This is a genomic window from Amycolatopsis sp. FDAARGOS 1241, from assembly GCF_016889705.1.
Classification (GTDB): Bacteria; Actinomycetota; Actinomycetes; order Mycobacteriales; family Pseudonocardiaceae; genus Amycolatopsis.
In genome coordinates, this window is sequence record NZ_CP069526.1 from 8,789,651 (window position 1) to 8,809,166 (window position 19,516).

Annotated in this window: 13 protein-coding genes and 2 pseudogenes; 5 read left to right on the top strand and 10 right to left on the bottom strand. The window is 67.2% G+C overall.

Going from position 1 to position 19,516, the window contains the following annotated elements:
• Window positions 1–111: 111 nt before the first annotated feature.
• The 3 genes and pseudogenes from I6J71_RS51510 to I6J71_RS49490 all read left to right on the top strand — a co-directional run.
• Window positions 112–354 (top strand): annotated as a pseudogene (locus tag I6J71_RS51510) (MBL fold metallo-hydrolase); the annotation flags it as partial.
• A 113-nt stretch (window positions 355–467) separates the two neighbouring features.
• Window positions 468–953, top strand: a complete 486-nt coding sequence (locus tag I6J71_RS49485; protein WP_370542048.1) for an MBL fold metallo-hydrolase — start codon at window positions 468–470, stop codon at window positions 951–953.
• Window positions 954–1,049: 96 nt separating this feature from the next.
• Window positions 1,050–1,367: pseudogene (locus I6J71_RS49490) on the top strand (flavin reductase family protein); the annotation flags it as partial.
• Between the two features lie 342 nt (window positions 1,368–1,709).
• Here the strand turns inward: I6J71_RS49490 and I6J71_RS42710 are convergent.
• The 5 genes from I6J71_RS42710 to hxlA form a co-directional block, all read right to left on the bottom strand.
• Window positions 1,710–3,092: an ATP-dependent 6-phosphofructokinase gene (locus tag I6J71_RS42710; RefSeq protein WP_204092040.1), complete on the bottom strand. Its 1,383-nt coding sequence runs from the start codon at window positions 3,090–3,092 to the stop codon at window positions 1,710–1,712.
• Window positions 3,093–3,174: 82 nt separating this feature from the next.
• Window positions 3,175–4,143, bottom strand: a complete 969-nt coding sequence (glpX, locus tag I6J71_RS42715; protein WP_204092041.1) for a class II fructose-bisphosphatase — start codon at window positions 4,141–4,143, stop codon at window positions 3,175–3,177.
• 58 nt (window positions 4,144–4,201) lie between these two features.
• Window positions 4,202–4,708 (bottom strand): 6-phospho-3-hexuloisomerase, encoded by a 507-nt coding sequence (gene hxlB, locus I6J71_RS42720; RefSeq protein ID WP_239154230.1) that lies wholly within the window; start codon window positions 4,706–4,708, stop codon window positions 4,202–4,204.
• Window positions 4,709–5,089: 381 nt separating this feature from the next.
• Window positions 5,090–7,195 (bottom strand): transketolase, encoded by a 2,106-nt coding sequence (gene tkt / locus I6J71_RS42725; RefSeq protein WP_204092043.1) that lies wholly within the window; start codon window positions 7,193–7,195, stop codon window positions 5,090–5,092.
• A gap of 56 nt (window positions 7,196–7,251) precedes the next feature.
• Window positions 7,252–7,881 (bottom strand): 3-hexulose-6-phosphate synthase, encoded by a 630-nt coding sequence (hxlA, locus tag I6J71_RS42730; protein ID WP_204092044.1) that lies wholly within the window; start codon window positions 7,879–7,881, stop codon window positions 7,252–7,254.
• A gap of 224 nt (window positions 7,882–8,105) precedes the next feature.
• Here hxlA and rpe point away from each other — a divergent pair, with 224 nt between their 5' ends.
• The gene (gene rpe, locus I6J71_RS42735; protein WP_204092045.1) at window positions 8,106–8,786 is read left to right on the top strand and encodes a ribulose-phosphate 3-epimerase; all 681 of its coding nucleotides are present in this window, start codon (window positions 8,106–8,108) and stop codon (window positions 8,784–8,786) included.
• 73 nt (window positions 8,787–8,859) lie between these two features.
• On the opposite strand, the gene I6J71_RS42740 is transcribed toward rpe, so the two are convergent.
• Window positions 8,860–10,311 (bottom strand): LytTR family transcriptional regulator DNA-binding domain-containing protein, encoded by a 1,452-nt coding sequence (locus tag I6J71_RS42740; protein WP_204092046.1) that lies wholly within the window; start codon window positions 10,309–10,311, stop codon window positions 8,860–8,862.
• A gap of 643 nt (window positions 10,312–10,954) precedes the next feature.
• Here I6J71_RS42740 and I6J71_RS42745 point away from each other — a divergent pair.
• Window positions 10,955–12,376: a DNA-binding protein gene (locus tag I6J71_RS42745; protein ID WP_239154231.1), complete on the top strand. Its 1,422-nt coding sequence runs from the start codon at window positions 10,955–10,957 to the stop codon at window positions 12,374–12,376.
• Between the two features lie 866 nt (window positions 12,377–13,242).
• Here the strand turns inward: I6J71_RS42745 and I6J71_RS42750 are convergent.
• From I6J71_RS42750 to I6J71_RS42765, 4 genes are all read right to left on the bottom strand, one after another.
• On the bottom strand, window positions 13,243–14,925 hold the full coding sequence (locus tag I6J71_RS42750) for a PQQ-dependent dehydrogenase, methanol/ethanol family (protein WP_204092047.1): 1,683 nt from the start codon (window positions 14,923–14,925) through the stop codon (window positions 13,243–13,245).
• A 16-nt stretch (window positions 14,926–14,941) separates the two neighbouring features.
• Window positions 14,942–15,397: an MSMEG_3727 family PQQ-associated protein gene (locus I6J71_RS42755; protein WP_204092048.1), complete on the bottom strand. Its 456-nt coding sequence runs from the start codon at window positions 15,395–15,397 to the stop codon at window positions 14,942–14,944.
• Between the two features lie 549 nt (window positions 15,398–15,946).
• On the bottom strand, window positions 15,947–18,184 hold the full coding sequence (gene katG / locus I6J71_RS42760; protein WP_370542049.1) for a catalase/peroxidase HPI: 2,238 nt from the start codon (window positions 18,182–18,184) through the stop codon (window positions 15,947–15,949).
• A 217-nt stretch (window positions 18,185–18,401) separates the two neighbouring features.
• Window positions 18,402–18,956 (bottom strand): manganese efflux pump, encoded by a 555-nt coding sequence (locus tag I6J71_RS42765; protein WP_204092049.1) that lies wholly within the window; start codon window positions 18,954–18,956, stop codon window positions 18,402–18,404.
• Window positions 18,957–19,516 lie beyond the last annotated feature (560 nt).

The following is a 19,516-nucleotide window of genomic DNA, read 5'->3' on the forward strand; positions in this document are numbered from 1 at the left end:
CGTGACGCGAGATTCGCCTGCGTCACCAAGCCGAGCGCCCGAACTGAGCATCCGCATACTATACCCACAACAGAGGTAAACAGCTTACGACTATGTCGACGAGGCGAGACCATGAGCACCTTGACCTACGACGTACTGGTGACGGCCGACGCGAGACGAGAGCGCGGCCAGACGCTGCCCACCGGCGAGCCGATCATCTCCTCGCCGGTGTCGATCACGTTGGTGTCCGGCGCCGAGGACGCGGTGCTGGTCGACCCGCCGTTCCTCGACTTCCAGATCCAGGAGGTCGCCGACTGGGTGGCCCGCAGCGGCAAGCGCCTGCGCCACGTCTTCGCGACCCACGGCCACGGCGACCACTGGTTCGGCACCGCCGAGCTGCTCAAGCGGTTCCCCGGCGCGCAGGTCCACGCGACGTCCGGCACGATCGAGGTGATACGCGAGCAGGCCGTCGAGGGCCGCGCGCAGATGTGGGACCTCGACTTCCCCGGCCGGATCCCGCCGTCGCCGTGCTGGCCGAGCCGATCCCCGACGAGGGTTTCCTGCTGGAGGGCCACGTCGTGCGGGCCGTCGACGTCGGGCACACCGACACCGACAAGACGTCGGTGCTGCACGTGCCGGCACTCGGCCTCGTGGTCGCCGGTGACACCGTCTACAACGGAATCCACCAGTACATCCTCGAAGGCGGCGACGGCGGCCTGCAGGAGTGGCTCGCCGCGCTCGACCGGGTCGAGCAGCTGCGCCCGCGCGCCGTCGTGGCGGGCCACAAGAACGCGGCGCTGCCCGACGACCCGCGCACCATCGCCGAAACCCGCGCGTACCTGCTCGACATGATCCGGCTGCTGGACGCGAAGCCGGCCGCGCGCGAGTTCTACGACGAAATCCTGCACCGGCACCCGGACCGGCTCAACCCGGGTCCGGTCTGGTACGGCGCCGTGGCGCTGCTGGGAGAATGACGTGGACATCGAATCCGCGGGCCTCGACGCGAAGCTCGCCTACAAGCTGCTGATCCGGGAGCATCAACCCCGGCCGGTGTCCGCAACCTGGCGCCGGTGTCGTTCTTCACGCGCGTCGGCCGCAAGCCGCCGAAGATCTCCTTGTCCATCCAGCCCAAGTCCGGCGGCGCGACGCTCAAGGACAGCTTCGTCAACATCCGCGACACCGGTGAGTCCGTGACGAACATGGCCACGCTGCCGCAGGCGTTCGCCCTCCACCGCAGCGCCGTGGAGTTCGAACCGGACGTGGACGAGTTCGACGCGGTGGGCGTCGAGAAGGTGGCTTCCGCGCTGGTGAAACCGCCGCGCATCAAGGACGCGCCCGTCGCCCCGGAGTACACAGTGGACAAGATCTTCTCTGCGCCCGATGGCCTCCACCACGTCGTCTGGGGCGAAGCCGTCAGCTTCCACGTCCGCGACGACCTGTACGTCAACGGCCGCATCGAGTTCGGCGCCGTCACCCCGATCGGCCGACTGGCCGCCGAGTACACCGTCGTGGACAACGCCTTCGTCCCGCCCCTGGACGACGCCTTCCTCACCGAGCGCGCCGCCCGCCGCATTCGCCGCCTCGACGACCAGGGCGCCGAGTACTCCGCCGTCGACTCCGCGAACTGGTCGGCCTCGGGATCCGTTCAAGCGCAACGACTTACCGCGCGCCACTGCGCCGGCGGCCGCGACCGCACAGCCGCGCCCGGCACCGTGACCGGCCTCGAGGTCTCAACAAAATCCCATCGGGACCCGCTCCCGGGCTGGAGCCGAACCGAATTCCGCCGGTTGGCAGGTGGTTTCCAGCACGGACATCCACAGGTCGCCGTCGGGGTCAACCTGGTTGCGGCGGCTGGTCATCAGTGACAGCGGGACGTGCACGAAGCGCCGCCGCCAGCGGGCGACGGCCGCTTCGGTGCGGCCCGCCATGGCGGCGTGCACCGCGGCGTGGGCCAACCGCAGGCAGTAGACGCTGTCGTAAGCGTTGGCGGCGATGCTGCGGACCGCGTAACTCGGGTCGATGTAACGCATCGTGGGGGCGAGCCCGACCGAGGTCAGGTGCGTCGTGATTCTTTCCTTGAGCAGCTCCCCGATGTTGCCGAGTTTGAGGTTGCCCGAGGCGTCGGTCGCGCGCCCGTTCTGCTGGAGCAGGCCGTGTTCTTCGAGCAGGTCCTGGCCCGCGCCCTCGGCGAGGACGATGACCACGAAACCCTTGCCCCGCACGTGCTGCTCGACGTGGGCGAGCAGGCCCTCCGCTCCCCCGAGGGTGAAGGGGATCTCCGGGATCAAGACGATGTCCGCCGAATTGGCGGCCAGCGCGGCGTAGCTGGCGATGAACCCCGAATGCCGGCCCATCAGCTTCACGATCCCGACGCCGTTCGGGCTGGCGGCGGCTTCGACGGAGACCGCCGAGATGAAGTCGGTGGCCCGCGCGAACGCGCTTTGGAACCCGAACGACTGATCGGTGAAGGGCAGGTCGTTGTCGATCGTCTTCGGCACTCCGATGACCGCGATGTCGAGACCGCGCGCCCTGATCGCCTTGCTGAGGAACGTCGCGGCGCGCATCCCCCCGTCACCACCGATGACGAACAGGATGTCGACGCCTCGCATGATGAGGCTGTCGACCATTTCGTCGGCGTCCTGGCCGCCGCGTGAGCTGCCCAGGATGGTGCCGCCGGCGTTGTGGATGTCGCGAACGCGCTCCGGCGTCAGTTCGATGGTGTCGTGGCGGTGCTCAGCCGTGAGTCCCTGGAGACCGTTGCGGAAGCCCAGAATCCGCTTGACCTTGTAGTGCACGGCGAGTTCTTGGACGAGACCGCGGATGACGTTGTTGAGGCCGGGGCACAACCCACCGCAGGTGACGACACCGGCGGTCACGCACGCCGGGTCGAAGTAGATCTTCCGGCGGGGCCCGGCGGATTCGAAACTCGGCACCTCGCCGGGAGGGAGGCCGTGCTCGGCGAGCATGGAGACCGTGTCCTCGAGCAAGACCCGGTCGCCTTCCGCGACGTAGTGCGGAGAGGTCTGTTTGGTCGAAAGCGTCTCGGAGAACGGCGAATCATACAGGCACTCGCCGAGACGGCGAACGCGGAGGTCGTCCAGGTGCAACGTCACCGAATCTCCTTGGTCGTGAAGGGTCCGCTCGAGGATGGCTGCCGGGGAGAATCAGAAGCGGCCGGCGCAAACCATCGGGGAATTACTCGAAGGTGGTGTGTGTTATGTGGCGAATCTCGCCCCGGGAAATCAGGAGCGATTCGGTGATCGTGGTGTCCTTGTATTTCCGCGGGCGCCCGACGAGCGGCCCGCCGTTCACACCCGAGGCGACGAAGAACGCATCGCCGGAGACGAGCTCGTCACAGGTGTAGATGCGGTCGAGGGACATCCCCGCGGCCCGGATGTTGTCCGCTTCCTCGGTGCGCTGAGGAGCCAGGCGGCCCAGCATGCCACCGCCCAGCGCCCGGACCGCCGCCGCGGTCATCACGCCCTCGGGCGTGCCGCCGACCCCGATGAGCAGGTCGATGTCGAGTGCCGGCAGGAGCACTGCCAGGCTGCCGCCGACGTCGCCGCCCGCCGGCGTCTGCACGGCCGCACCCGCCCGCACCACCCGGGCGATCAGCTCCTTGTGCCGCGGCTTGTCCATGATCATCACGCGGAGTTCGCTGACCTGCTTGCCGAGCGCCTTGGCGACCTTGGCCAGGGTTTCCTCGGCCGGGTCGTCGAGATCGATGACGTCCTTGGCCTGCGGCCCCACCACGATTTTGTCCATGTAGAACCCGGGCCCGGGCGACCAGAAGGTTCCCGATTCGGCGAACGCGATCGTCGCGAGTGAGCCGGGCAGGTCCTTCGCGCAGAACGAGGTTCCTTCGAGGGGATCGACGGCGATGTCGAAGTCGGGGCCGTTGCCGGTGCCCACGATCTCACCGTTGAACAACATCGGGGCGTCGTCCTTCTCGCCCTCCCCGATGACCACTTTCCCTCGCCCCGGCGCGTCGGCCAGCGCCTCACGCATGGCCGCGGTCGCCGCCGCGTCCGCGCCCTTCTGGTCGTTGCGGCCCACCCAGGCGTAGCTGGCCACCGCGGCGCGGCGCGTGGCGGTCAGCGCCACCGCTTCCAGCGTGTGGATGTCGGTGGAAGTCCGCGGCGCGACCTCACTCTGATACTGCATCTCGGGCTCCGTTCTTGTCTGTAGCATCAGGACAGAGAGATCGCGAATGCGCTTGCGGTTACTCGAGGTTCGCGTGCAGGCGCCACAGTTCGCGGGCCTGGGTGCCGCTGCTCTGCCACAGCGTGTGGAACAGCGCGTCGGTGGTCAGCAGCACGGACTGCTCGAACAGGCTGCCGGCGTACTGGACGGAGGCGTTGCCGTCGAAGTCCTGCTTGTCCGCGGCCGGGATGATGAGCACCTCGGTCGCGAGCTTGGCCAGCGCCGAGTCGGGCGCCGTGGTCAGCGCGATCACATTCGCCCCCTGGTCGCGGGCGGTCTGGGCGGCCCGGACCACGCGGGCCGTCGACCCCGAGCCCGAGGCCGCCACCAGCACGTCGCCCGAGCCGATCGCGGGAGCGGTCACCTCACCGACGACGTGCGTGGGGAGCCCGAGGTGCATGAACCGCATCGCGGCCATCTGCAGGGCGAGCCCGCTGCGCCCGGTGCCGATGGTGAACACGGCCGGTGCCTTGAGCAGCAACGCGCCGGCCCGGACCCAGGCCGGAGACTGCACCGCCGCACTCACCCGGTCCACCTCGCCGACAACAGTACGTGTGGCGGTCGAGAAATGACTGGCATCAAGCTTCTTCGAAGTCGTCTGCGTCAACGAGATCTTCCTCCACTTGCGGGGCGGATGGCATTCGTTGGTCACTATGTCCGTTGCGGTGAACACAGCCATCGCGCGGATCGTCGTAGTGGCGCCGATAAGCCACTCAGACCAAAATGATTGTCCACTTGCGGCTGACCAGCAAGGCTTACGACATTGGGAAACACTATCCCGTGATTTGGATAACGAATACTGCAAATCACCAGAAGGCGGCCCCGGCTGTTCGCCGGGGCCGCCTGGGGCAAGCGGTCGGTCAGCTCCTGTCCGCGGGTTCCGGGCTGATCCGCTTGCGGTTGGACATCACTTCGAGCGCGCCGCCTGCACGCTGCGCCGGGCCGCTTCGACCACGGCTTCGGTGGTGATGCCGAACTCCCTGAAGAGGGTCTTGAAGTCGGCCGAGGCACCGAAGTGCTCCAGCGACACGATCTCGCCCGCGTCGCCGGCGAACCGGTGCCACGGCTGCGAAATACCCGCTTCGACGATCACCCGCGCGCGCACCGAAGGAGGCAGCACCCGGTCCCGGTACGACTGCTCCTGCCGGTCGAACCACTCCACGCACGGCATCGACACCACCCGGGTGGCTACCCCTTCGGCTTCGAGGACCTGCCTGGCCGCCACGGCCAGCTGGACCTCTGAACCGGTGCCGACGAGCACGACCTCCGGGGTGCCCGAAGACGCCTCGGCGAGCACGTAGCCGCCGGCGGCCACACCCTCGGCGGACGTGCCCTCCAGCGTCGGCAGGTCCTGCCGGCTCAGTGCCAGCCCGGCCGGGCCCTCGGTGTCCTCCAGCACGGCTTTCCAGGCGTACGCCGTCTCGTTCGCGTCGGCCGGGCGCACCATCGACATGCCGGGGATGGCGCGCAGTGACGCCAGCTGCTCCACGGGCTGGTGCGTCGGCCCGTCCTCGCCGAGCCCGATCGAGTCGTGCGTCCACACGTAGATGGCCGGCAGCTTCATCAGCGCGGCCAGGCGCACCGCCGGGCGCATGTAGTCGCTGAAGATGAGGAAGGTGCCGCCGTACGGGCGGGTCCCGCCGTGCAGCAAGATGCCGTTGAGGATCGAACCCATCGCGTGCTCGCGGATGCCGAAGTGCAGCGTCCGGCCGTAGGGATTGGCCTGCCACGCGTTGGTGGAGATCTCGACCGGGCCGAAGGAGTCCGCACCCTTGATCGTGGTGTTGTTGCTCTCGGCCAGGTCCGCCGACCCGCCCCAGAGCTCGGGCAGCACCTCGCCGAGCTTGGCCAGTACCGCGGCCGACGCCTTGCGGGTCGCGACGCCCTTGGCGTCCGGCTCCCAGGTGGGCAGGTCGACCGCCCAGCCGGCCGGCAGCGAGCGCTTGCTGATGCGGTCCAGCAGCGCCTTGCGCTCCGGGTTGGCCTGTGCCCAGGCGTCGAACTCGAGCTGCCACTTCTCGTGGTCGGCCCTGCCCCGTCCGGCCACCTCGCGGGTGTGGCGCAGGACCTCGTCGTCTACCTGGAAACTCCGCGCCGGATCCAAGCCGACGGCGCTCTTGACCGCGGCCAGCTCCTCGGCGCCCAGCGCGGCACCGTGCACCTTGCCGGTGTTCATCTTGTTCGGCGCCGGGTACCCGATCACGGTGCGCAGCACGATCAGGGTCGGGCGCGCTGTCTCGGCCTTGGCCTGCTCGATCGCGTCCAGGAACCCGGCCACGTCCTCGCCGCCGTGGACGGTGATGACGTGCCAGCCATAGGCTTCGTAACGCTTGGCGGTGTCCTCGGACAGGGCGATGCGGGTGTCGTCCTCGATGGAGATCTCGTTGCTGTCGTAGATCACCGTGAGGTTGCCGAGCTGCTGGGTTCCGGCCAGCGACGACGCCTCGGAGGTGACGCCCTCCTCGATGTCGCCGTCCGAGGCGATCACGTAGACGTGGTGGTCGAACACGCTCTTGCCCTGCTCGGCGTCCGGGTCGAGCAGTCCTCGCTCGCGGCGGGCGGCCATCGCCATCCCGACCGCGTTGGCCAGGCCCTGGCCGAGCGGGCCCGTGGTGGTCTCCACGCCCTTGGTGTGCCCGTACTCGGGGTGGCCCGGGGTCAGGGAATCCCACTTGCGCAAGGACTTCAGGTCGTCCAGCTCCAGCCCGTACCCGGACAGGAACAGCTGGATGTACAGCGTGAGGCTCGAATGCCCGGCGGAGAGCACGAACCGGTCCCGTCCGAGCCACTGCGCGTCGCCGGGGTCGTGCCGCATGACCCGCTGGAAGAGCGCGTAGGCGACGGGCGCCAGACTCATGGCCGTGCCGGGGTGTCCGCTCCCGCAGTGCTCTACCGCGTCGGCGGCCAGCACGCGGGCGGTGTCGACCGCGCGCTGGTCCAACTCGGTCCAGTCGTCGGGGAGCCGCTTGGTGGTCAAGCGAACAACCTCGTCAGGTGATTCGTTTGCTGCCATGGGCGCGCACTCCTGAGGGTTTCGTTTTTTGCGAATTCCGGCCGAGAATGGTTTTGTCAGGCGGTGGCGCGTTTTTTGAGTTCCCTGGCGGCGGCGCCCGGGTCGCCGGCGTTGTAGATCGCGCCACCGGCCACGGCCACGGTCGCGCCCGCGTCGCGCACCGAAGCGATGGTGTCGATCTTGACCCCACCGGCGATCGAGAACGGCACCCCGGCCTCACGACCGTCCTCCAGCAACTGGTTGATCGAGTAACCCGGACGGGCCTGCTCGTCCAGACCGGCGTGAATCTCCACGAACGACACCCCCAGCTTCGCCACCTCACGAATCCGGGCAACCCGCCCGTCCACCACGGTGATCATGTCCGCGACAACCTGCTTGCCGTACTTACGCCCCGCCGCGACCGCGCCCCGCACAGTGTCATCATCAGCCGCACCCATCACCGTGACCAGATCCGCCCCCGCCTCAAACGCCAACGCCGCCTCCAGCTCACCCGCGTCAGCAGTCTTGAGGTCCACGAACACCAGCTTGTCCGGGTGCGCCGCCTTGATCGCCGACACCGCACTGATCCCCGCCGACTTCACCAACGGCGTCCCCAGCTCCAAGATGTCCACATGCTCAGCCACCTGATTCGCCAACGTCAACGCCGCCGGAAGATCCAGCACATCCAACGCCACCTGCAACTTCACAAGACACTCCTCAAAGTCGAGACGATCACCACGCCGGCCGGCCGCCGGCGGCACCCACACACCGGCAACACCAACCCAGCCATCAACCCCCACAACAATTCCGGACGCACACGAAATCCAGCAACACCCGACCACATGCAAAAACACAATCCCCCGATGCGCACAACAAATAACCATCCAGCGCCCCCGGCTGTTTTACGCTCGGTTTCGTGTCGAATCAGCCGATGATCGCTCCGTCCATCCTCTCCGCCGACTTCGCCCGGCTCGCCGACGAAGTGGCTGCCGTGAAAGGACAGCCGGGCCGGGGAGCAGATTGGCTGCACGTGGATGTCATGGACGCGCATTTCGTGCCGAACCTGACCCTCGGCCTGCCGGTCGTGCAGTCACTGCTGGCCACCACCGACCTACCGCTGGACTGCCACCTGATGATCGAGAACCCGGATCGCTGGGCGGTCGATTACGCCGAGGCGGGTTCGTACAACGTCACGGTGCACGTCGAGGCCGCCAATGACCCGGTGATGCTCGCGAAGGACCTGCGGGCCGCGGGCGCGAAGGCAGGACTGGCGATCAAGCCGAAGACGCCGCTGGAGCCCTACGTCGACGTGCTCAAGCACTACGACACCCTGCTGGTGATGTCCGTGGAGCCCGGTTTCGGCGGCCAGAAGTTCATCGCCGAGGTGCTCGACAAGGTGCGCAGGGCGCGGAGGATGGTCGACACCGGCCACCTGAACCTGGTCGTGGAGATCGACGGCGGGATCAACACCGACACGATCGAACAGGCGGCCGAGGCCGGCGTCGACTGCTTCGTGGCCGGTTCGGCCGTCTACGCCGCCCAGGACCCGGCAGCTGCCGTGGAGGGGTTGCGCAGCCGGGTGGAGGCCCTTTCCGCGCGCACCGAAAGTTGATCCTGATTTCGTTCAGGCCGGTCGGGCTCTACCTCGAATCAGCATTCGGAAGAATCCGACCGGCCTGCACCGCTCACACGCCGAGCATTCGCCGGAGATCCGGGGCGTGGCGCCGCGAAACGGGAACGAATTCGTGGGAGCGGGAATCCATGATCAGGAAGAGTTCGCCCTTGATGCCGCGCTCCAGTTCCGCCACCCGGCGAAGGTTGACCAGAAAACGCCGGTGCACTCGGCGGAACCCGTAGGGCGTCAGCAACCGCTCGACGTTCTCCAGGCCGCGGGTCGCCGCTTGGATCCTGCCCCGTTCCGTGACCAGCCAGACGATGTTCCGATCGGCCTCGGCGTAGCGGATCTCGGACGGAGCGAGCAGGACCAGCCGATCGTTGCGCATTCCGATGACGCGCCGCGGCAGCGGGCCGACGTCGGCTTCCGAAGTGCTCTCGTAGGGTTCTCCCTCTTGCACCCCGAACACGCAGAGCATGCCCACCACGTGGTTCGCGTCGACGACGGGCCGCATGGTCAGCGGAGTGGCATCCTCCCCCGGGCTCACCGGCAGGCACGCGTAGCCGCTCCACTGCGCGGTTCCCTGTGCCCGCTCCTTGGCCCACCGCACCACGTCGGGAAGCCCTGAGATGTCCGGGATCCAGCGTTCAGCCGGTTCGATCGCACCCGCGACGATGGGAGCCTCGCCGGACAACCCGAGCAAGGTGGCAGCTGCTTCGTTCGCAGCTATTACATTGCCTCCCCGGTCCATCGCCATGAACGGACCGCTGGACTGGGTGCACTTCTTGTTGAACTCGGAGATCACTTTGTCCGCCTCGTAGACGGCGCGCCGGTAGATCTCCTGCTCGACGCACGCGACCGCCTTCGTCAGCCAGGACGGCACGAGCTTGGACAGCGACGCGTTCCACCGCGAGATGTTGATCGACGCGACCGGCGAGCCGGTCACCACGTCACGGATGGAAATGCCCGCGCAAGCCCACTGGTGGAAGGCCTCACACCAGTGCTCCGGACCCGTCACCGTCACCGGACCGGACACCTCGAGTGAGGTGCCCATCCCGTTCGTGCCGGTGCTGTCCTCCGACCACGACGACCACGGAGCGAGGTTGTGCAGCTCGGCCCGCCGCTGAGCGGAGGGGTCGCCCCAGGCCCCGAGGACGCGCCCGTCGCCGTCCGTGACGGTGACGACGGCGCCATCCCGTTCCACTTCCTGGCCGGCCAGCGCACCGAGGCCACCGAGCGCCGTGAAGATCACGCCGTTGTCGATTCGCGGGGAGTCGTCGCCCCGCGCTCCGGGGGCGACGTCCAGCGTTCGGTCCACTTCGTACCGATCGCGACAGCGGTACCACGAAGCCAGGATCTCGGGCCGGACACCCGTTTCGATGTCCTCGCCGGCGGCGAAGCTTTCCCAGGCGCGAGCCACTTCCTTCGCCGACGAGGTAGCCACCAGAGAGCCGCCCGTCACCTGATCACGTCCGCTGGGACTGCTCGGTGCGATCGCCAGCGGCGGGACTCTCCCGGTCATCGCGACCTCCTTGTCGCCGGGCGCACCGGGGTTCTCTGGGACCACCGGGCAGTGACAGAAGTTACAAAGTAACCCGATGCAGCGCGACTTTTCAAGACATGTCCGCGTCGTTCAGCCACTTGCCTGTAGACATACAGGTCCGGCTCGCCAACGCCGGGAACAGCGCAATCCGGCCAAACAGCAGACCACTGCGGACAACTCCTGCGACACGTCGCCAAATGCCGAAGCATGGTGCAGCACGACGCCACCGGGGTCAAGCCAGGCAGGCTGGAAGCCATGCGCCCCAGAGGGTCTGGCGCGCCGAGCTACACTGGTTCGCCCTGGTGAGCGTGCCAGAACCGGTGCAGACCGGCGTTTTGTGGAAATCCACAACGCGATCGCCGGGTGCCGGCGGGCAGAACCACCGATGATCTTGGCTTCCCGCGGCCCACGATCACCGGGCCGGAGCGGGGTGACCGCTGGTGGGCCGATGGGCACCGGTAATCCTCGGTCCACGACCGTTCGTAGGTCGTTCGCCCGCAGTCATCCCACGCCGCTTGCCCTCGAATCGGGGAAGAGTTTAGCTTCGTCGACGGCCAAGCGACGCGACCAAGCCCCGATACACCACGCAGCGCCGGCCCCGAGCGCTCGGGTGCCGTCCGGGTTGGCAACAGACCAAAGGCGGTCTTATATGGCACAAGTACGCCGGCTCGACCCGACCTCCCGCAGCGGTGGCGAGGCAACGGTGTACAGGGCCTGGGAGCGCTTCGTGAAGGGCGAGGACGACCTCAGCGGCGTGCGGCCCGAGATCGCGATTTCCTGGCAGCGGTGCCGAGACCAGTACCGGGTCGACCCGTACCTCACCGAAGCGCCGGTAGCCGTCGCGGAAGTCGACCACGCGCTCGAGCACGACGTCGTGATCGCCGAACTCGGCTTCCGCGCCGCTACGCTGGCGCACGAAGTCAGCAGCCTCGGCGGCATCGTGACCATCACCGACGCCGCCGGCCGGGTCCTGGCCCAATGGGGCGATCAGGCCACGCGCACCGTCGCCGCCGAGGCCAACCTGGCGCCGTGGTTCTGCTGGGCCGAGGGCGCCACCGGGACGAACGGCATGGGTACCGCGCTGATGTCCTACACCCCCGTGATGATCCGCGGTGCCGAGCACTGGTGCCAGGCCTTCCACGACTGGACCTGCGCGGGTGTGGCGGTACGGGACGTGGTGACCAGGCAACCGGTCGCGGTGCTCAACATCTCGTGCTGGCGCAGCGAGCTTCCCGGAGCCGCGGGAGCTTGGCTCGGCAACGCCGCCACGATGACGCAGCGCATCCTGCGCCGGCGCGCCCAGGATGACGGCGCCGAACTGATGGCCGCCTTCAACCACGCCAGGTCGCGCTCGAGCGCGGCGCTCGCGGCCGTGGACCCCGCGGGCCGGGTGGTGCTCGCCGACGACACGGCGGGCGTGCTCCTCGGCATCCCGGGCTCCACGCCGGCGCCCGATCCCGCGGTGCGGTGGAAACCGGAACTGCCGGAATTCATCCGGGCCGCCAAATATGCCGCCAAACAGGCCGCGCGCAATACCGACTGGGTCGGCTCGACGCAGATCTTCACCCGGCTCGCCAATGAACCGACGTCGATCAGCTTCCGGCCGGTGTTCCTGTCCGGGCACCTGATCGGCAACCTCGTCTCATTCGGTGTGTCAGAAGGGGATCCGCTGCCTCGGACGGGTGGCGACAGCCCGCTCGGCGCGCAGCCGCACCGAATGGTCGCGACGCGTGACAACCGAATGGTGCTGCTGCGGCTCCCTGAAGTCTCGTTCGCGCAATCGGACGGCAACGACGTGTGGCTTTCCACCGATCAAGGACGGTTGCGATCCGCCTCGCCGGGCCTCGACAAGCTCGAGACCGAGCTGAGCGGCTCCGGTTTCCTGCGGGTGCACCGCCAGTACGTCGTGAACCTCAGCCGCATCCGGGAAGTCGAACGCCGGTACAAAGGGGAATTGTTCCTGGTCATGGACGACCAGGCGAAAACAATGGTGCCGGTTTCCCGGCGGAACACCCCGGCGGTGCGCCGGGCATTGGAGATCTGACGACGTGCAGGACTGGTAGCCCGCCTTTTCGACCACTGTGGACTGTTCGTCCACATGCCCCTCGCAGCGACGAACACCTGACCCGACAGCTACAATCAGGGCCTCGCGCGCGCCGGTTTTTGTTGTGTCCGGCGCAGCGAAAGATCCCTCGGCGCTGACGCGGGCAGCGCGCCCGGCCCGAACCAGCACCTCGCCGCCGAGGCCGAAGCCGGGCTGCCGAGCACCGAGGATCGGGCCGGCACCACGACGACATTGCCGCCTGAGCCCCGATACGATCGCCGGCGGGCTCAGGCGGCACCAGGAACACCAGTGGGACAACAGTTTTCTCGAGACCTGTTCGCCCGCAAGGGACGGAGAGCTCAGCACAGCCGGGTCGCGGCAGTCCGCAGGCCTCTTCAGCCTCGATACTTGTGCACGTCGCAAACGCAGTACATGAGACGGCAGCTGAAGCACGCTGGCTTGTCGACGCACGTGATACAGGGCCCGCAGTGCACCGGTTCGGTGTGCCGCGCGAGATCGCCAGGCTCGTACGCCTCCCCGCAGTAGAGGCAGGGCAGACGCGCAAATCCCTTGTCCTGCTGGGGCACCGACGACTGGTCCATCACATCACCTTTTGTTTCCGTCGCTCTCTTCCCCAAAACCGAGGTGCGTCTGAAAGGTACCAGGGCAAGGGGTGGAAAACCCACCACCGACGGGGCTACGGGGAACATCGACGTGCCCCGTTCTCCTCGCCTGCCGGCACATACAGCACCGGCCCGGTGGCCGGGCCGTCACTGGGACGACTCGACCACCGGGCTGGTGTAGGGGAAACCGTCGGGAAGTTACCTCGGGTTTCGCGTCAGTACCACGTCAGCGGCACTTTCCCGTCACAGGGAGAAGGTGATCAGCGCGGCACCGTGACCCTGACCGGACAGGCCGGGGACGATGCCTTCGAGCCAGCCACCCCAGCCGACCGGCACCGAGATGTACTGCTTGCCATCAAGCGACCACGTCGACGGGCTGCTGTGGTGACCGCTACCGCACTGGAAGCTCCAGAGCTTCTCGCCGGTCTCGGCGTGCAGCGCCATGAACTCACCCGAGGGGGTGCCGGCGAACACCAGGTTCCCCGCGGTGCTCAGGGTCGAAGCGGCCATCGGCATGTTGTTGAGCCGGTGACGCCACTTCTCTTCACCGTGGGAGTCGAACGCGCTGACCGACCCGGCCATGTTGTCGATGTCGACCTCGACGGCGGCACCCCAGTAGGGCATGCCTTCCTTGAACTCGCGACGACGCCGGGTGGCAGTGGCGCCCACGTCGGCCACCGGAACGTAGAACAGGTCGTGGTCCGGGTTGTACGAAGCGTGCGTCCATTCCTTCGCACCGGCGGGGCCGGGGAAGAAGTGGCAGGGCTCGCCTTCCTTGTCCGGGTACTTCCGCGGGGTCACCTTGCCGTCGCGGGTGATGACGCCCCAGTCGATCCGGTCGACGAACGGCGTGACGTGCTGCAGCTCGCCGTTGGTGCGGTCGATGACGAACATGTACCCGTTCTTGTCGAAGTGGGCCAGCAGCTTCTTGCCGTCCCGCTCGAACAGGGTCATCTCCATCGTGGAGTCGTAGTCCCACAGGTCGTGCGGCGTGAACTGGTAGTGCCACTTGATCTCGCCCGTGTCGACGTCCAGCGCGACCACGCTGTCGGTGTAGAGGTTGTCCCCTTCACGAACCTCGCCGTCGAAGTCGGGAGCCGGGTTACCGGTGCCCGCGTAGTAGAGGTTCAGCTCCGGGTCGAACGTGCCCGTGACCCAGTGGTTCGCGCCACCGCGCTGCCAGGCCTCGCCATCGGCCGGCCAGGTCTCCGAACCGGGCTCGCCCGGCTTCGGCACGGTGTAGGTGCGCCAGCGCTGCTCGCCGGTCTCCAGGTCCCAGCAGTCGATGTGACCGCGGACGCCGTACTCGCCACCAGCGGAACCCGTGATGAGGGTGTCCTTGATGACCAGCGGAGCGATCGAAGCGCTCTCGCCCGCTCGCACGTCACCGATGGTCTTCTGCCAGACCTTCCGGCCGTTGGTGGCGTCGAGTGCCACCAGCTGAGCGTTCTGGGTCACCATGTAGACCTTGCCGTTGGCCACCGCACAGCCGCGGTTTACGTTGGCACAGCACAGCGTGACGTCGATGGGAATCGCGTGCTTGTAGCGCCACAGCTGCTCGCCGGTCTTGGCGTCGAGCGCCCAGAGCCAGCCGTCCCAACCGGTGACGAACATGACGCCGTCGACGACCAGTGGGCAGGCCTCGAAGGCGTAGGTCGAGGTGGAGGCGATCATGCCCGTCGCGCTCGCCTGGTGGATCCAGGCGACCTTCAGGTTCTTGACGTTGTCGACGTTGATCTGGTCGAGCAGGCTGTGCCGCTTGCCGTCGTAGTCGCCGTAGTACGTGATCCAGTTCTGGGATTCGCTGCGCGCCTGGAGGATGCGCTCGTAGTTGACGCCGCGGGTCACGTCCGGCGCGCTGTGCGGCAGGTTGGAGAGCTGACTGTGGTTGAACGCCTTGCCGGCGTCGACGTATTCGAGGGTCATGGCGGGTCTTCCCTTTCTACGGCCGCGGCTGGGCGGGTCGGTCGAGCTTGGCTTCCGGCGGCACTTCGCCGGTCACGACGATGGCGCCCTGCAAGCCCCGGCCCTCGTCGTTGCCGGCCGGCGAGCCATACCAGTAGCAGCCGGGGCCGTCCAGCTCGAGCGTCGCGCTGCCCTTCGAGTGGTTCAGCAGGCCGATGAACTGCCGGTCGCCGTTGCTGGGCAGCAGGCAGGCGTGGGTGTTCTTGTCGTCGTTGATGATCGTCAGCTCGAGGATGCCGGCGTGCGGCAGGATCAAGATCCCCGGGTCCCACGCCATCGCGTCCTCCGGGATCCGGATGGTCGCTTCCATCGTCCCGTCGGCACGCTCGGTCGCCTTGGCGATTGAGCCGGTCCCGAGCACGGCACCGATGGTTGCCTTGTTCTGTCCGCTGAGCTCGGCCAGGAGATCTTCTCGTTCCTCGGCAATCGTCATCGGACATCACCTCCTCGTCAGCAAAAATGATCGTTCTGACAGATTTCGCGGAACACGTCACCTACACGAAAACGTCGGCTCGTTGACGACGAATCGCATACTCTCTCAAGCGCCACCCCACAACCATGCTTGACGTGACGCAACAATTACAGGTGCTGATCGATATCATATTTCGCTGTTGATCCTGTAACGAGTTTTGACTCTACACCCGGGCAAGCCATTCCGATATGCGTCGCCACCGACCGGCCCGACCCCGCCGTTCCCCCGGCAAGAGCTACCGTTCGTGCAATCCTGCGCCTGGCAGGAGCTGCGCCGGCCGCCATATCACCAAGGGCCGGACTTGCAACTTGCACACGATCGTGTGGGAGTTGCTTGATGTTGTTGCTACGCCTGAGTTTTTGCTGAAACCCCTGGCGTGGCCGGAGTGCGGACCGCCACCGCCCATCGGGCACCGGACGTTCTGCACGGAAACCAAAGCCGCACAACAAAAAATCAGCCGCGGAGACCGGGCTCGAGCACGGTCTTCGCGGCTGATTGTGAAGACGAGTATCAGCGAAGGTCGAAACGGTCGAGTTCCATGACCTTCACCCACGCGGCGACGAAGTCCCGGACGAACTTCCCGCCCGCGTCCTCGCTCGCGTAGACCTCCGAGAGCGCCCTCAGTTCGGAGTTCGAACCGAAGATGAGGTCGACCCGGCTCGCGATCCACTTCACCTCGCCGGTGCCCCGGTCGCGGCCCTCGTAGACCGCCGTCCAGACGTCCTTGCCCGGCCTGGGCGCCCACTCCGTCCCCACGTCCAGCAGGTTGACGAAGAAGTCGTTCGTCAACGCCCCTGGCGCCGAGGTCAACGCACCCACCGGGGAACCTCTGTGGTTGGCTCCGAGCACCCGCAGCCCGCCGAGCAGCACGGTCATCTCGGGCGCGCTCAACGTCAGCAGGTTCGCCCGGTCGACGAGCAGGTGTTCCGGCGGCATCCAGAAGCCGTTGCCCAGGTAGTTCCGGAATCCGTCCGCGATGGGCTTCAACGCGCCGAACGACTCGACGTCGGTCCATTCCTGGGTCGCGTCGGTGCGCCCGGGGCGGAACGGAACGTCGACCTCGTGGCCGCCGGCCGCGGCGGCGTGTTCCACCGCGGCGCACCCGCCGAGCACGATCAAATCGGCCATCGAGATCCGCTTGCCCCCCTGTTGGGAGGCGTTGAACCGCTCCTGGATCGCTTCCAGCGCGGGCAGGACGACGTCCAGCTGCTCGGGCTCGTTGACCGACCACCCGCGTTGCGGTTCGAGCCGGATCCGCGCCCCGTTCGCCCCACCGCGCTTGTCGCTGTCGCGGTACGTCGAAGCCGAGGCCCACGCCGTGGCGACGAGCTGCGCGATCGTCAGGCCTGAGTCGAGGATTTCGCGCTTGAGGGCGGCGACGTCGCCGGCGTCCACGAGTTCGTGGTCCGGCTCCGGCACCGGGTCTTGCCAGATCAGCCGTTCGGCCGGCACGAGCGGCCCGAGGTAGCGCTGGATCGGGCCCATGTCGAGGTGAGTCAGCTTGAACCAGGCCCGCGCGAACGCGTCCTCGAACTGGTCCGGGTGCTCCAGGAACCGGCGCGAGATCGAGTCGTAGTTCGGGTCCTCCTGCAACGACAGATCGGTGGTGAGCATGACCGGGTGGTGTTTCGTGTCCGGGTCGAAGGGGTCCGGCACGGTGCCCTCGCCCTGGCCGTCGCTCGGGATCCACTGCCACAGGCCCGCCGGGCTGAGCTCGACGTCCCACTTGTACTCGAACAGCGTCTCGAAGAACGTGTGGTCCCACGTGACCGGCGTGCGCGTCCACATCCCTTCCAGCCCGGTCGTGACCACGTCCGGCCCGATGCCGCTGCCGTACCCGCCGGCCCAGCCGAGGCCCTGCGCGGTGAGTGGCGCCGCCTCGGGCTCGGGGCCGCTGGTCACGTTCGGGTCTGCCGGGCCGTGGGTCTTGCCGAAGGTGTGCCCACCCGCGATGAGCGCCACGGTTTCCTCGTCGCCCAGCCCCATCCGCTTGAAGGTTTCCCGGATGTCGCGGGCCGCGAGCACCGGGTCGGGGTTGGTGGCCGGGCCTTGCGGATCGACGTAGATCAGCCCCATCTCGGTGGCCGCCAGCGGCTGGTCGAGCTGGCGCAGACCGCCGTACCGTTCGTCGGCCAGCCACTTGCGTTCCGGACCCCAGTACGTCTCGTCGGCCTCCCACACGTCGGCGCGACCGCCGCCGAACCCGAAGGTCTTGAACCCCATCGACTCCAGTGCCCGGTTGCCCGCGAAGACCATCAGGTCCGCCCAGGAGATCCTGCGGCCGTACTTCTTCTTCACCGGCCAGAGCAACCGGCGCGCCTTGTCCAGGTTGCGGTTGTCCGGCCAGCTGTTCAACGGGGCGAACCGTTGCATTCCGGCACTGGCGCCACCCCGGCCGTCGGAGACGCGGTAGGTACCCGCGGCGTGCCAGGCCATGCGCAGCACAAGGGGACCGTAGTGACCGAAGTCGGCGGGCCACCAGTCCTGCGACGTCGTCAGCACCTCGTCGATATCACGCGCGACTTCATCGAGGTCGAGAGTCTTGAATTGCTCGGCGTAGTCGAAGTCCGCGCCCAGCGGGTTGTCCGCGGGCTGGTGCCGGCGCAATACCTTCAAGTCGAGCCGGTGCGGCCACCAATCGTTGGCGTTGCCGCTCGCCGCCGGATGATTCCGCCGCCGGGCCGGCTGCATCTCGCCCAAGACCTTGTCGTAGGTGCGGTAGACGTGGGTATCGGGGTTCTCGGGCAAAGGTGACCTCCCAGGTGTTTCCGAGCCTGAGATATCGAGCGCTTGGGCGCAGTGCGCCAGGAGACGGCACCAGCACGCGTGATTCGCCGTTGGCGCGGGTGCTCGACCTCACGGATCCGGCTCAGGTCAAGCATACCGCCTTTGGTCAACTCACCGACCACACAGCGCGGGGGCGTGATCAACCGTCGACCGGATCGCCACGGGCCGCGCCGGCCGATCAGTCGAAGACGAGTGGTAGCAGGATCGCCGCGCTGACGAGCGAGATACCGCAGAACAAGTCGGCGCGGATCCGAACGACCTTGGCGGCCATGCGCCCGACGAAGAGCCCGGCGAACGACATGATCACCGTCATGATGCCGAAGGTCGCCATCGGGACGATGAGGGAAAACCCGGCGATCCCCAGACCGGCACCGGCGACGAAATTGTCGACGCTCAGCGAAAGTGGCATGCCGAAGAGCGTCACCCACGGATGGTCCAGGTCTTCTTCTTCCGGCTCCGGGTGCCGGATCGCCCCGACGATGAAGTAGATGCCATACAGACCCAACGCGGCCGCCCCGATGTAGTCGGCCCAGTCCCCGAGGAAGTCACCCAGGAAGTGCCCGATCAACCCGCCCAGCAGCGGACTCACGGCGTCCCACACTCCGAAGACGATGGCGACCTGCACGGCGCGACGCCAGCCGAAAGGAATGGTTCCGATAGCGATCGACGAGCGAAAATTGTCGAGACTGAGCCCAAAGGCGAGCGCTATCAGCGGAAGAAATTCAAGAGACACCTGAACCACCTCAACAGATTTACCAGGGTTCACCGGGGAGGGAGGCTTGAAGATGAGTCGATTCTCGAGTGGTCAGGACTCGCTACTCGCGCGTATTTGCGGTTGCCGGCCGGGAACTCGCCGCACGGCTTCTCGGCAGACCTCCCTGTTCGAGTCCTGCGCTTCCCGCAAGGATGATCGCGGATACCTGTTCAGCGTGTGACGCAAGGCCCCAGCGCGATCGATTCACTCGACCCGGGGCCTTGCGCCAACGCAGACGTAGTCCGGCCGCAGATTTCAGCCATCTGCCGCGACTACGAGAAATCGAGCGGCACGGGCCGTGGAGCCCGGCTGTCAGCCCCGGTAGAAGTAGCCCGTGGCCTCAGCACACACCTCGACGACCGTGTACTCCGGAGTTTCCCACTTCATATTTTCCTCCTCGCTGTTGGCTGCGCCCGGCGACTGGGCGAAAACCGGACATTCGTGATCCGCGCAATTTCGAGGACTGCCGCCCGAAATTTCGCGGTCATGAAAGAGCATCTTCGATTTAACGCAGTTGTTGCAACTGACCTTGCACCAGT